This is a genomic window from Nocardioides dongkuii (assembly GCF_014127485.1).
In the GTDB taxonomy this organism is placed as follows: domain Bacteria; phylum Actinomycetota; class Actinomycetes; order Propionibacteriales; family Nocardioidaceae; genus Nocardioides; species Nocardioides dongkuii.
The window spans coordinates 3,268,346-3,280,663 of the sequence record NZ_CP059903.1; the positions used below are offsets into that span (position 1 = coordinate 3,268,346).

Genomic DNA, 12,318 nt, shown 5'->3' on the forward strand with positions numbered 1-12,318 from the left:
GTCACAACTCCCCTCGAAAGGCGCGGGACTGAAGGGAAGCGAAGAGCTCCGCGATGCTGGTCTCGGCATGAGTCATAGCAACTCGCTGGCTTGCAATCCGGTGGAGGCGGTCCACGAACCGCCGCTGCTCTGGGAGTGGCTGCCTCGGCAGCGCGAATCCTCGAATCTGCTCGAAGTTGAGACCGGGCTTGGTCTGACCGTACTGCGCTCCCGCGATCAGGTGCTGCCCGAGAGAAGGAAGAGCAAGCATTGCGGCAAGGAACTCGGGCAGCATCACCTGCCGGTCTGGACGGAGGATCGCAACGTGCTGGCTCACGAATGAGCCTGCGAGTGCGGCAGGCAGGGCAGCCACGCGACCGATCCTTGAACCGGTAATCGTGAGCAGCACATCCCCGACGGCCGTTCGTGTCCGTTGCGCCTCGGCGTTGTCCGGCGGCACGACGAACACCGGGTCGCGAGCACTGATCGAACCCATTTGTACGTCCAGGGACTGGATGAACCGGTCGCCTTGGTCGGAGTAGTACTTCGCCCAACCTCGACCACCGCTCGTTAGGAAGGTGAGGCTCTCCCCGAGGGGGAGCAGTTCAGCGTGCGAGCCGAAACGCTCCACGAATGCCGCTGATCCGAGCGCATCGACGTGGGTGAGGACCTGGCGGCGCCTGGCGCGGAGGGCGTCGGCGTGGTCGAGGATCGCGGCGATGCGGCGCTGCTCAGGAAGGGGTGGGAGTTGGATTGGCATCTTGCCGATGTCGGTCTTGTTGACCTGGAGGAAGGTCGCGCCGCGCCCCTTCGAAGAAAGTTCACGTTCGTAACGTGTGAGCCAGTGCCACAGGTACTTGTCGTCGAGCTGGGAACCCGGTCGTAGTCCGGCAACACCACGGCCGAGGCAGTACTCGCCGTCTGACCAGACCTTCGCCCCGATGGAGGCGCGGATGCTGAGGACGATGTCGCCCGCTTTGGAGACCTTTCCAGGCTTCGTCGTGAACTTCGTTGGCGCGAGTGTCTGCCCGTTGAAATCCCCAGCGCCAGCGATCAGGGGCAGACCCTCGCCGCGAACGTTGTATGAGTCGCCCGTGGGAGCCTGGCCCATCGTGATCGTGCAGACGTCTGCGAGGGTCGTGGTCACGAGAGCATCGCCTTCAGTTCGGCGAGGCCCTTGGCGATCTCGTCCTCGAGAAGTTCGATGTCGCCGATGATCTCCAACGGCGCACGGTGCTCGAGCTCGTCGTGGACGATCTCCTTGTAGCGGTTCAGCGACAGGTCGTAGCCCTGGGCGACGATGTCTGCCTTGGGGACAAGGAAGGACTGCTCGGTGCGCGCACGGTCCTTCTCGGCGACGAGGTGCTGCCAGCGGGCTAGTACGTCGGGGAGGTCGCTGGAATCGATGGGGTTGCGCCTGTCATCCAACGAGAAGCCGTCGGCGCGGACGTCGTAGAACCAGACGTGGTCGGTGCCACCGGAGTTGGTCTTGGTGAAGAACAAGATCGCGGTGGACACCCCGGCGTACGGACGGAATACGCCGGAGGGGAGCTTGACGACGGCGCCAAGCTTCTGGTCCTCGACCAGGGTCTTGCGAAGCGCCTTGTGCGCCGTCGAGGACCCGAAGAGCACGCCATCCGGAACGATGACGGCAGCCCGACCTCCCGCGCTGAGCAGCCGGAGGAAGAGCGCGAGGAACAGGAGCTCCGTCTTCTTCGTCTTGACGACCCGCTGCAGGTCCTTGGAGGTCGACTCGTAGTCAAGGCTGCCGGCGAAGGGCGGGTTCGCCAGGATCAGTGAGTACGTCCCTTCCTCACCTGACGCGCCCTCGGAAAGGGAGTCGCGGTAGCGGATGTCGGGCTGCTCGACGCCGTGAAGCAGCATGTTCATGCTGCCGATGCGGAGCATGGTGGAGTCGAAGTCGTAGCCGTGGAACATGCTCTGGTGGAAGTGCTGACGCTGGGCGGCGTCAGTCATCACGGACGGGTAGTGCTCGCGGACGTGCCGAGCCGCCGAGACCAAAAACCCCGACGTGCCCGCGGCTGGATCGCAGATCTCGTCGGAGGGTTGTGGCGCGGTCATCGCGACCATGAGGTCGATGATGTGGCGCGGCGTCCGGAACTGTCCGTTCTGTCCGGCCGACGCGATCTTGCTGAGCATGTACTCGTACAGGTCACCGCTGGTGTCGCGGTCGTTCATCGGGATCTCGTCGAGCAGGTCGACGACCTTCGACAGCAGGGCCGGTGTCGGGATGGTGTAGCGGGCGTCCTTCATGTGGGCGGAGTAGGTCGACCCGTCACCGCCGAGCTTGCGCAGGAACGGGAAGACGCCTTCGCCCACCACCTGGTGCATGACCCCCGGCTCGAGATCCTTGAACTTCGACCACCGGAGGTCAGCCTGACCGGGCTGGAAGAGCGGGTTCTCGATCGGCCGGCCGGTCCGGTTGGCCTTCTTCTCGGCCAGTATCTGGAGGTCGTCGAGGCGACGGATGAACAGGAGGTAGGTGATCTGCTCGATCACCTCGAGGGGGTTCGCGATGCCGCCGGACCAGAACGCGTTCCAGATGTTGTCGATCTTGCTCTTGAGGTCCCCGGTGATCACACCCGAACTCTAGGCGGCACCTCCGACGCCGCAGACAGAGCACGAGAGCCGCTCCGACTGGCGTCGGAGCGGCTCTCGTTCAAGAGGGCTGGCTCTCGGCGGGGTGACCCACCGGGACCGGCAATTCTGCGAAGAATCTCCGCCAATTCTGCGAAGACCCCGTCGTGGGGTGTTCGCAGATCTCGAACCTCCAGGCCAGCCGACCTGTTCTGCGAGCAGGGACGGATGTCCGCACCCCAGACCGCCGGAAACAGCACCCGGACCGGAACGTCACCCTCTGCCCCGAGCGACACGGCTGGCACCATGCGGCTCGTGGACATCACCAACGATCTAGCACCGTCCGGCACCCTGCGTGCGTCGATCAACCTCGGCAACCCCGTGCTCGCCCAGGGCACACACGACGCTCCCGCCGGCGTCACGGTCGACATCGCCCGTGAGCTCGGCTCCCGGCTCGGGATCCCGGTCGAGCTGATCTGTTTCGACGCCGCGCGCGACTCGTTCGAGGCGATGGCCGCTGGTCGGGCCGACATCTGCTTCCTCGCCGTCGATCCTGCCCGCGAGGAGACAGTCGCCTTCACCGCGCCGTACGCCCTCATCGAGGGGGTCTTCGCGGTCCCCGACGACTCGCCTCTCACCTCTGCCGCCGACGTGGACCGCCCGGGCGTCCGGGTCGGGGTCAAGAAGGGGTCGGCCTACGACCTGTTCCTCACCCGCACCCTGGCTCACGCAGAGGTGGTGCGTGGCAGCGAGGGCACCGCGACGTTCGCCGAGCAGCAACTGGAGGTCGCCGCGGGCATCAGGCAGCCGGTCGTCGACTTCGTCGCCACCCATCCAGGGACTCGGCTGCTCGAGCCGTGCTTCATGGAGATCCAGCAGGCCGTGGGCACCACGCGGACCCGGAGCCCCCAGGCGGTCGGATTCCTGCATACCTTCGTCGAGGACCTGAAAGTCACCGGCTTCATCGCCGAGGCGCTCGTCCGATCAGGTAGGCACGACGCGACAGTCGCCCCGCCCGCCGCGTGAGGTCGGCGCAGACATATTGCTTGTGACGGACTGCCAGAACACGCACGTGAGCCGCTCCGACGGTGTCGGAGCGGCTCACGTTCAAGAGGGCTGCGTCTCGGCGGTGCGACCCGCCGGGACCGGCAATTCTGCGAAGTCTTCGCCCTTATTCTGCGAAGACCCCGTCGTGGAGCTGCGGGGAATCGAACCCCGGTCCTCGAGCGTCGAACCAGGTCTTCTCCGGGTGCAGTCCGTGATGTCGCTTTTCTCGGCCCCGACGCTCGCACGGACACGTCGTCGACAGGCTCAGTCAGGAAAGAGTCCCGATCACCCCTCCTGACAGGGAGTGACCAGCAAGTCTCCTAGATGACGCCAGGACCCGGGACGGAGACAGATGCCCGGACTGACGCTTCGATCACCGCTCAGGCGGCGAGAGCGAAGGAACTGCGCTTAGCGTTGGCAGTTGTGTTTTCCAGCGGTCGTTTACGAGATGTCGCTGGCTCCTCGACCCGCTTCCCCTGGAACTAACGTCCCAAGTCGAAACCGATCAGCCCCTCTTGAGTTGTGGACGACCGAGGCCGCCTGCGCCTCAGTCTAGGGGGTTCAACCAGCGAGCCGCACCCGCCATTCCCTAGGACCGGCCGCGCGCGCTCACGCCGGGGCCTCCCGCTCGGCGCTGGGAGCCGGCGCCGACCCGACCGCGACCCGGGTGATCCGGTGGTCGACGACCTCGGCGACCTCCAGGACGCCGCCGTCGACCGGGACCCGGTCCCCCGGGACCGCCATCCGCTCCAGGCGGTTCAGGACGTAGCCGGCGACGGTCTCGTACGGGCCGTCCGCCAGCTCGATGCCGGTGCGGTCGGCGAACTCCTCGATGGTCAGGCCGCCCTCGACGGAGACCTCCTCCCCCGGCCCCAGCGACGGCGGCGCCGACGCGTCGTACTCGTCGCGGATGTCGCCGACCAGCTCCTCCACCAGGTCCTCGAGGGTGACGATGCCGTCGGTGCCGCCGTACTCGTCGACCACGACGGCGAGGTGGACGCCCTCGCGGCGCATCCGGTTCAGCGACGGCAGCACCCGGTTCGTCGCGGGCAGCAGCAGCACCTCGCGGCACAGGTCGCCGACCGTGTTGTCGTGGTCGTCGCGGTGGCCGAGCACGTCGCGCAGGTGCAGGTAGCCCACGATGTCGTCGAAGTCGCGGCCGGTGACCGGGTAGCGCGTGTACGGCTGGTGGGTGAGCACCTCGACGGCCTCGGCCAGCGTCATTGCCGCCTCCAGGAAGACCACGTCGCCGCGCGGGCGCATCGCCTCCTTCACCGAGCGGTCGCCGGCCTCGAAGACGTCCTCGACGATCTTCCGCTCCTCGGCGGGGATGCCCTGGTGGCCGCTGATCAGGCCGCGCAGCTCCTGCTCGTCGATCTCCTCGCTGGTCGCGTCCGGGTTCCCGCCGAGCAGCCGGACCAGGGCGTTCGTGGAGAGGGAGAGTAGCCAAATGACCGGGGTCATCACGGTCGCGAACTTCCCCAGCGGCGGGGCGAGGATCCGCGCGAACCCGACCGACCGCTGCAGCGCCAGCCGCTTGGGGACCAGCTCGCCCAGCACCAGCGACAGGTAGGACACGACAAGCGTCGTGACCACCAGCGAGACGGTCTCGGGGGCCGGCAGGCCGAGGCTCTCGAACGCCGGCGCGAACTGCGGCGCCAGTGTCGAGGCGCCGAACGCCGCCGAGAAGAACCCGGCCACGGTCACGCCGATCTGCACCGCGGAGAGGAACCGGTTGGGGTCCCGGGCCAGCCGGGCCACCGCGAGGCCACGGCCACCCTGCGTCTCGAGCCGGTCGACCTGGCCGACCCGCAGCGACACCAGGGCGATCTCGGTGGCGGCGAAGACGCCGCCCATCAAGATGAAGGCGATGACCAGCAGGATGTCCACCGCGGTGCCGGAGTCCATGCAGCCACGGTATCCAGCGGGTCGCTACGCGCCGGGCGCTCCCAGCAGCCGCGCCCCGTTCTCCCAGCACACCGCCCGCAGCCAGTCGTCGCCCAGGTCCAGGCGGGCCAGCGACTCCAGCTGGTGGGCGTAGGGGTACGGGATCGTCGGGAAGTCGCTGCCGAGGAGGATCCGCTCCTGCAGGTCGCGCAGCCGCGGGAGGAGCTCGCGCGGGTACGGCCCGTCCGCCTCGAAGAAGTCGGTGAACACCATCGTGGTGTCCAGGTGCACCCGCTCGTGGGTCTCCGCGAGCGCCAGGAACTCGGCGTACTCCGGGGCGCCGAGGTGGGCGATCACCAGCGTCAGCCGCGGGAACCGGGCCAGCAGCCGCTGCACCGACGCGGGTCCGGTGAAGTCGTTGCCGACGGGGCCGGAGCCGGCGTGCAGGACGACCGGGGTCCCGGCGTCCTCGAGGACGCCCCAGACCGGGTCCAGCAGCGGGTCGTCGGCGAGGAACTCCCCCACCTGCAGGTGCACCTTGAACACCTCGACCCCGCCGGCGACCAGGTCGGCGACGTACGCCGCGGCCTCGGGCTCCGGGTAGAAGGTCGCCGACCACAGCGACTCGGGGACGTCGGCGGAGAAGTCGCGCGCCCAGTCGTTGAGGTACGCCGCGACGCCGGGCTTGTGGGCGTACGGCAGCGTCGGGAAGCGGCGTACGCCCATCGCGCGCAGCAGCGCGACCCGGTCCTCGTGGGAGGCCCGGTAGCGGATCGGCCACTCGCGGCCGAGCGACGGGCCGGCGGCGTCGAAGACCGCCCAGACCGCACGCTGGATCGGCGGCGGCAGGAAGTGCACGTGGACGTCGACGAGACCCGGCAGGCCGAGGCGCTCCCAGAACGCGCGGACCGGGGCGACGTCCGCCTCAGTCACTCATGCCCTTCAGGTGGCGCCCGAGCGCCTGCTGCTTCTCGCGGTCGGCGGTGCGCTCGGCGATGGCGTTGCGCTTGTCCCACGACTTCTTGCCCTTGGCGAGGGCGATCTCGACCTTCGCGCGGCCGTCCTTGAAGTACAGCGAGAGCGGGACGACGGTCAGCCCCTTCTCGTTGACGCGGCGCTCGATCTTGTCGATCTCGACGCGGTTGAGCAGCAGCTTGCGCTTGCGGCGCGCGGAGTGGTTGGTCCAGGTGCCCTGGGTGTACTCCGGGATGTGCACGCCGAGCAGCCACGCCTCGCCGCGGTCGATGTCGACGAACCCGTCGACCAGCGACGCGCGCCCCTGGCGCAGCGACTTCACCTCGGTCCCCTGGAGGACCAGCCCGGCCTCGAAGGTGTCCTCGATGGCGTAGTCGTGCCGCGCCTTCTTGTTCTGCGCGACTATCTTCTGCCCCTGTTCCTTCGCCACGTCACCAGTCTCCCAGAGGTGGCAACCGGATAGGGCTTCCCGGGCCGTCGGTGGTCGAGCAGCGAAGGCTCCCCGGGCCTGAGCGATGTCGAGACCCCCGCAACCCACCGACCTACGTCAGCTGCGGGGGTTTCGACAACGCTCGTCGCTGGCGCTCCTCGCTGCTCAACCACCGGAAGCCCAACCACCGGTGGTCGAGCAGCGAAGGCCCCCGGGCCTGAGCGATGTCGAGACCCCCGCAGCCCACCGCCCTACGTCGGTTGCGGGGGTTTCGACAACGCTCGTCGCTGGCGCTCCTCGCTGCTCAACCACCGGAGACCAGCCCACCGCCCCACGTCGGCTGCGGGGGTTTCGACACGCTCACCCGCTAGCGCGGCTTCGCTGCTCAACCACCGGCGGCGTGGGCTAGGACCACCAGACGTAGATGACCGTCCAGAGCTGCAGCCAGGCCACGACGACGCCGACGTCCTCGGCGTCCCAGCCCCAGCGCGCGAACATTAACCCAGGGTGGACCAATTGGCCCACAAAGTCCATCGCGAAACGCGACTTAAGTGGTCAGCAGGCGGCGCCGAGGTCCTCGGCCTGGTTGGCGGCGTACCCCTCGGAGAGCGAGCCGATCGAGCCGCCGGTCACCGGCGCCTCGCCGGCGGGCTTCTTCGGCGCGGCCGAGCCGGAGCGCGGCGGCGCGTTGCCCTCGGCCCGGTCGAGCGCCTCGGTGACCTTCGCCTGCACCTTCCGGATGTCGGGGTCGGCGGTGTTCACCAGCGGCGGCACGAGCGAGAGCGTCGAGACCTTCTGGCTGCGCGCCTTCAGCGCCAGCGACATGAACGTGTCGAACTCCGAGACCGGGAGGCTGGTCGAGATCATGTCGGCCGACGCGGAGGCGATCGACTCGAAGTTGCGTACGGCGGACTGCGGGCTGATCTGCTCGAGCATCGCGGCCATCACGCACTTCTGGCGCGCCATCCGCGAGTAGTCGTCGGAGCCCTCGCGGGCCCGGGCGTACCAGAGCGTCTCGAAGCCGTCGAGCTTCCGCGTGCCGGGGTCGATGTAGCCGGTGACGTCGTCGCCGAGGCCGCCCACCGGGATCGGTGAACGCACGGTGAGCGTCACGCCGCCGACGGCGTCGACGAGGTCCTTGAACCCCTGCAGGTTGACCATCGCCCAGTAGTTGACCTCGAGGCCGGTGATGCCCTCGACGGCCATCACGGTGGCGTCCGCGCCGGGGTGCTTCGAGCCGGGGAACAGCTCGGTGTTGTCCTCGGCCCACGTCGAGACGCCGTTGAGGTAGCAGCCGTCGCAGTCGAAGCCCTCGGGGAACTGCTCGTGCATGATCGACCCGCGCTCGAACGGGAAGTTCGCCATGTTGCGCGGCAGGCCGATCAGGACCGTACGACCGGTCTCGGCGTCGATGGAGGCGACCGTCATCGAGTCCGGGCGCAGCCCCCAGCGACCCGCGCCGGAGTCGCCGCCCATGAGCAGCACGTTGTAGCGGCCGTCGGTGGCGCCGCTGGCGGTGCCGTCGCCGGACAGCGCGAAGATCAGGTCGCGGTGCACGCCGGCCAGGTGCGCGCCGAAGAGGAGCGTGCCCATCACGCTGAAGCACAGGATGCCGTTCACGCCGACGACCGCGCGCCGGTGCGCGAGCCCGAGCGAGAGCGGCTGGCCGATCCGCCAGGCGTCCATGAAGAGCAGCGCCCAGCCGATCGCGGCGGCGATGAGCAGCAGCCGCACGAGCAGCAGCAGCGCGGGGCTGAACGCCATCGTGAACGCGAGCCCGGGGTGCACGAGCAGCGCCAGCAGCGTCACCAGCCCGACGGCGAGGACCCCCAGCCAGATGCGGACGGCGATCAGCCCGACCCGCCGGTTGCCGGCGGTCAGCTGTGCCGAGCCGGGCACCACGAGCGTCATCACCATCAGCGAGAGCGCTCGACGGAAGCGGACGCGTGCCGCCCGCTCCGTCGCGGTGGTGCGGACCGGACCGTCGTGGAGCGGGCCGGGGGAAGGAACGGCAGGCATGCGAGATGCCTCTCTGTGCTGCGTACTGCGGGTGAGTACTGAAGGGGAAGGTCAGTGCTGCCCGGCAAGTATCACCAGCCACACCCGTCACACGGCGTCAGACGCGCCGATCGGCTCGCACTGCCTCGCGATCGCGGCGGCCAGGTCCTCGTCCGGCTCCCGGTCGACGTACACCAGCCGGATCGCGTCGCGGTCGGGGTTGCCGACGTCCGGCCCGCGCCAGACCAGCCGGAGCCCGATGCGCTCCGCCGTACGCCGCGAGGCGACGTTGTGCTCGAGCAGGTAGGCCAGCACGGGCCGCTCGGGCTCGACGTCGTTCGCCGCCTCGATCGCGGCCCGCGCCATCTCCGAGGCGTAGCCGCGCCGGTGCACCGACGAGGCGAACCGGTAGTAGAGGTTCCACCACGGGCACCCCGGCGGCACCGCGCAGCCCCCGCGACCCACGATCGAGCCGCCCTCACGGTCGCGCACCGACCAGTAGCCGAGCCGGTGCTCGCGCCACTGCCGCTCGCCGTTGACCACCATCTGCTCCGACATCAGCCGGTCGGCGTGCCGCCCGGCCGGGAAGTGCTCCCACGACTGCGGGTCGGCGTGGATCGCGTGCAGGTCGGGGACGTCGGCCACCGTCGCCACGTCGAGCCAGAGCCGCTCGGTGCGCACGTGCCGCCAGTCGTCCACGCGGGTCAGGTACCCGCTCTCCCCGACTCGATCTCCGCGCGTCGTGCGAGCCGGTGCGCCCGCCGGATCTCGGCCTCCCGCATCCGGCGTACCTCCTTGGGCGTCTCTGGCAGCAGCGCCGGCACCTCCCGCGCGTGGCCGTCCTCGTCGATCGCCACGAAGACGAAGTACGCCGAGGCGACGTGCAGGCCCGTCGTCGAGGGGTCGTTCCACGGCTGCGCCTCGACCCGGACCCCGATCTCCATCGAGGACCGGCCCGCCCAGTTCACCTGCCCGAAGGTGCGGACGATGTCGCCGACGTGCACCGGCTCGAGGAAGGCCATCTCGTCGAGGGCCGCGGTGACCGCGGGACCGCCGCTGTGCCGCTGCGCGACCGCCCCGGCCGTGGAGTCCGCGAGCTTGACGATCTCCCCGCCGTGGATGTTGCCGAGGAGGTTCGCCTCCCGGCCGGAGGTCATGATCGCGAGCGACACGCGGGCGTACGACGGGGGTCGGCCGTGCGCGTCGGGGCTCATGACCGCACGGTAGCGTTCACTGCCATGGCAGACCGTCCCCGATCCGACGGCTCCGGGGACGGGACCCCCGAGTACGGCTGGCTCTACGGCAAGAAGAAGCCCGGCACCGGCGGACCCGACCCCACCCGGCCGGTCCCCCAGCAGCCCCGGCCGCCCCGTGAGCCCCGCCCCGACGAGACCCGGGTGATGCGCGTCCAGCCGCGGGACCAGCCCCGCGACCAGCCCCGCCCCGCCGGCTCCGGAGGCGCCCCGCCCCAGGCTCCCCGCCCGGCGCCCGCCCCCGTCCCGCCCTCGCGCGGCGGCGGTCGCGGCGTCCGGGTGCCGCGCCCGAGGTTCCGGGCCCGCTACCTCCTGATCGTGCTGCTGGCCTGGGTGGTCTTCCTGGTCGCGGTGCCGTTCTACGCCTGGACGAAGGTCGACAAGATCGACTGGGAGCCCGACGGCGACCGTCCCGCCGACCAGCCGGGCACGACGTACCTCCTCGTCGGCAGCGACACCCGCGGCGACCTCAGCGCGGAGGAGCGCAAGGAGCTCGGCACCGGCGACGTCGCCGGCGCCCGCACCGACACGATCATGCTGCTGCACACCGGCTCCGGCCCCAACCTGCTGATGTCGATCCCCCGCGACTCCAACGTCGAGATCCCCGGGCACGGCGTCGGCAAGATCAACGGCGCCTACGCCTTCGGCCAGGCCAAGCTGCTGACCCGCACGATCGAGGACGCGACCGGCATCCGCATCGACGACTACGTCGAGATCGGCATGGGCGGGCTGGCCGGCGTCGTGGACGCGGTCGGCGGCATCGAGATCTGCCCGAAGACGGCGATGAAGGACCCGCAGGCCAAGCTGAACATCAAGCGTGGCTGCCAGGAGGTGGACGGCGCGACCGCGCTGGGCTACGCCCGGTCGCGCAAGACCTACACGCGGTTCGGCGACGTGCAGCGGGCGCAGGCGCAGCGCGAGGTGGTCGCCGCGGTCGGCAAGAAGGTGCTCTCGCCGTGGACCTTCGTCAACCCGGTCCGCTACTGGCGGCTGAACAACGCCGTCCCCGACTTCTTCGGCTTCGGCGAGGGCACCAGCCCGGTCCGCGCGGCGATGTGGGCGATGGCGATGACCCGGGTGAACGGCGACGCCGGGCTCACCTGCGGCGTGCCGATCTCCGACCTGACGGTCAACTGGGACGACGAGCGCGCGGAGCAGATGTTCGAGGCGATCCGCGAGGACAAGGTCGACGAGATGCCGAAGGGGCTCTGCTCCCCCACCGGCCTGCCGAAGGAGATCACCGGATGAGCGGCTACGAGACCCTGCGCTGGGACGTCGACGCCGACGGGATCGCGACGCTGACCCTCGACCGGCCCGACGCGCTGAACGCCTTCGACCTCACCATGGCGCGCGAGCTGGAGCAGGTCTTCCTCACCGACGCCCGCGACGACGCCGTCCGCGCGGTCGTGGTCACCGGCGCCGGTCGCGCGTTCTGCGCCGGCATGGACCTCTCCGCCGAGGGCAACGTCTTCGGTCTCGACGAGACCGTCGACCCCACGCCGGAGGACCTGCGCGCCCACCTCACGGAGCCGCCGTACCACGACGGCGTGCGCGACACCGGCGGCCGCGTCACCCTCGCGATCCACGCGCTGCCGAAGCCGGTCATCGCGGCGATCAACGGCGCCGCGGTCGGCATCGGCGCCACCATGACGCTCGCCATGGACATCCGGATGGCGTCGACCAAGGCGCGGGTCGGGTTCGTCTTCGGCCGGCTCGGCATCGTCCCGGAGGCGGCCTCGACCTGGTTCCTCCCGCGCATCGTCGGCATCCAGCAGGCGCTGGAGTGGGTGTACGCCGCCGACATCCTCACCGCCGAGCAGGCCCACGCCGGCCGGCTGCTGCGGTCGGTGCACGAGCCCGACGACCTGCTGCCCGCGGCGTACGACCTGGCGCGCTCGTTCGTCGTCGGCCGCTCGCCGGTCGCCCTCGGCCTGGCCAAGCAGATGCTCTACCGCAACGGCGCCGTCGCCGACCCGCTCGAGGCGCACCTCTCCGACTCGCTGGCGATGTTCCACACCTCGATCGGCGACGGCAAGGAGGGCGTGGCCGCCTTCCGCGAGAAGCGCGCCCCCGAGTTCGTGGGTCGGGCCTCGTCGCTGCCGCGGATCTTCCCCTAGCGCGACCGAACACGAGCGCCGACTCGGCGGGACC

The 12,318-nt window shown here is 69.9% G+C and carries 11 protein-coding genes and 1 other RNA gene; 3 read left to right on the plus strand and 9 right to left on the minus strand.

Annotated features, from left to right (window positions below; genetic code table 11):
* Position 1: 1 nt before the first annotated feature.
* Complete coding sequence (locus H4O22_RS15775) at positions 2–1,126, minus strand: restriction endonuclease subunit S (protein ID WP_182524293.1); 1,125 nt, start codon at positions 1,124–1,126, stop codon at positions 2–4.
* Positions 1,123–2,580 carry a type I restriction-modification system subunit M gene (locus H4O22_RS15780; RefSeq protein WP_182524294.1) on the minus strand — a complete coding sequence of 486 codons (1,458 nt, stop codon included), beginning with the start codon at positions 2,578–2,580 and terminating at the stop codon, positions 1,123–1,125. Before H4O22_RS15780 ends, H4O22_RS15775 begins: the two co-directional genes overlap by 4 nt.
* 303 nt (positions 2,581–2,883) lie before the next feature.
* On the opposite strand from H4O22_RS15780, the gene H4O22_RS15785 reads away from it, so the two are divergent.
* The gene (locus H4O22_RS15785; protein ID WP_220451186.1) at positions 2,884–3,603 is read left to right on the plus strand and encodes a transporter substrate-binding domain-containing protein; all 720 of its coding nucleotides are present in this window, start codon (positions 2,884–2,886) and stop codon (positions 3,601–3,603) included.
* Positions 3,604–3,767: 164 nt separating this feature from the next.
* On the opposite strand, the gene ssrA is transcribed toward H4O22_RS15785, so the two are convergent.
* From ssrA to H4O22_RS15820, 7 genes are all read right to left on the minus strand, one after another.
* Positions 3,768–4,137: a transfer-messenger RNA gene (gene ssrA, locus H4O22_RS15790) on the minus strand.
* Positions 4,138–4,233: 96 nt separating this feature from the next.
* On the minus strand, positions 4,234–5,532 hold the full coding sequence (locus tag H4O22_RS15795; protein ID WP_182524296.1) for a hemolysin family protein: 1,299 nt from the start codon (positions 5,530–5,532) through the stop codon (positions 4,234–4,236).
* Positions 5,533–5,556: 24 nt separating this feature from the next.
* Positions 5,557–6,444, minus strand: coding sequence for an amidohydrolase family protein (locus H4O22_RS15800; protein ID WP_182524297.1), 888 nt, complete (start codon positions 6,442–6,444; stop codon positions 5,557–5,559).
* Positions 6,437–6,916: an SsrA-binding protein SmpB gene (gene smpB / locus H4O22_RS15805; RefSeq protein WP_182524298.1), complete on the minus strand. Its 480-nt coding sequence runs from the start codon at positions 6,914–6,916 to the stop codon at positions 6,437–6,439. Before smpB ends, H4O22_RS15800 begins: the two co-directional genes overlap by 8 nt.
* Before the next feature lie 555 nt (positions 6,917–7,471).
* Entirely contained in the window at positions 7,472–8,935 is a 1,464-nt protein-coding gene (locus tag H4O22_RS15810) for an LCP family protein (RefSeq protein WP_182524299.1), read from the minus strand.
* 87 nt (positions 8,936–9,022) lie between these two features.
* Positions 9,023–9,613: a GNAT family N-acetyltransferase gene (locus H4O22_RS15815; protein ID WP_182524300.1), complete on the minus strand. Its 591-nt coding sequence runs from the start codon at positions 9,611–9,613 to the stop codon at positions 9,023–9,025.
* Between the two features lie 5 nt (positions 9,614–9,618).
* On the minus strand, positions 9,619–10,128 hold the full coding sequence (locus tag H4O22_RS15820; RefSeq protein WP_182524301.1) for an acyl-CoA thioesterase: 510 nt from the start codon (positions 10,126–10,128) through the stop codon (positions 9,619–9,621).
* Between the two features lie 24 nt (positions 10,129–10,152).
* Between H4O22_RS15820 and H4O22_RS15825 the strand changes: the two genes are divergently transcribed.
* Together H4O22_RS15825 and H4O22_RS15830 are read left to right on the plus strand one after the other, a co-directional pair.
* Positions 10,153–11,415, plus strand: coding sequence for an LCP family protein (locus H4O22_RS15825; protein ID WP_182524302.1), 1,263 nt, complete (start codon positions 10,153–10,155; stop codon positions 11,413–11,415).
* A complete protein-coding gene (locus H4O22_RS15830) occupies positions 11,412–12,284 on the plus strand; it encodes a crotonase/enoyl-CoA hydratase family protein (RefSeq protein ID WP_182524303.1) in 873 nt (290 codons plus the stop codon). Before H4O22_RS15825 ends, H4O22_RS15830 begins: the two co-directional genes overlap by 4 nt.
* Positions 12,285–12,318 lie beyond the last annotated feature (34 nt).

What these genes read in the sequence shown, in the direction of transcription:
- H4O22_RS15785 (WP_220451186.1), top strand. Translation starts at nt 2,884, where the DNA reads ATGCGGCTCGTGGACATCACCAACGATCTAGCACCGTCCGGCACCCTG.
- H4O22_RS15795 (WP_182524296.1), bottom strand. Translation starts at nt 5,532, where the DNA reads ATGGACTCCGGCACCGCGGTGGACATCCTGCTGGTCATCGCCTTCATC.
- H4O22_RS15810 (WP_182524299.1), bottom strand. Translation starts at nt 8,935, where the DNA reads ATGCCTGCCGTTCCTTCCCCCGGCCCGCTCCACGACGGTCCGGTCCGC.
- H4O22_RS15820 (WP_182524301.1), bottom strand. Translation starts at nt 10,128, where the DNA reads ATGAGCCCCGACGCGCACGGCCGACCCCCGTCGTACGCCCGCGTGTCG.
- H4O22_RS15825 (WP_182524302.1), top strand. Translation starts at nt 10,153, where the DNA reads ATGGCAGACCGTCCCCGATCCGACGGCTCCGGGGACGGGACCCCCGAG.
- H4O22_RS15830 (WP_182524303.1), top strand. Translation starts at nt 11,412, where the DNA reads ATGAGCGGCTACGAGACCCTGCGCTGGGACGTCGACGCCGACGGGATC.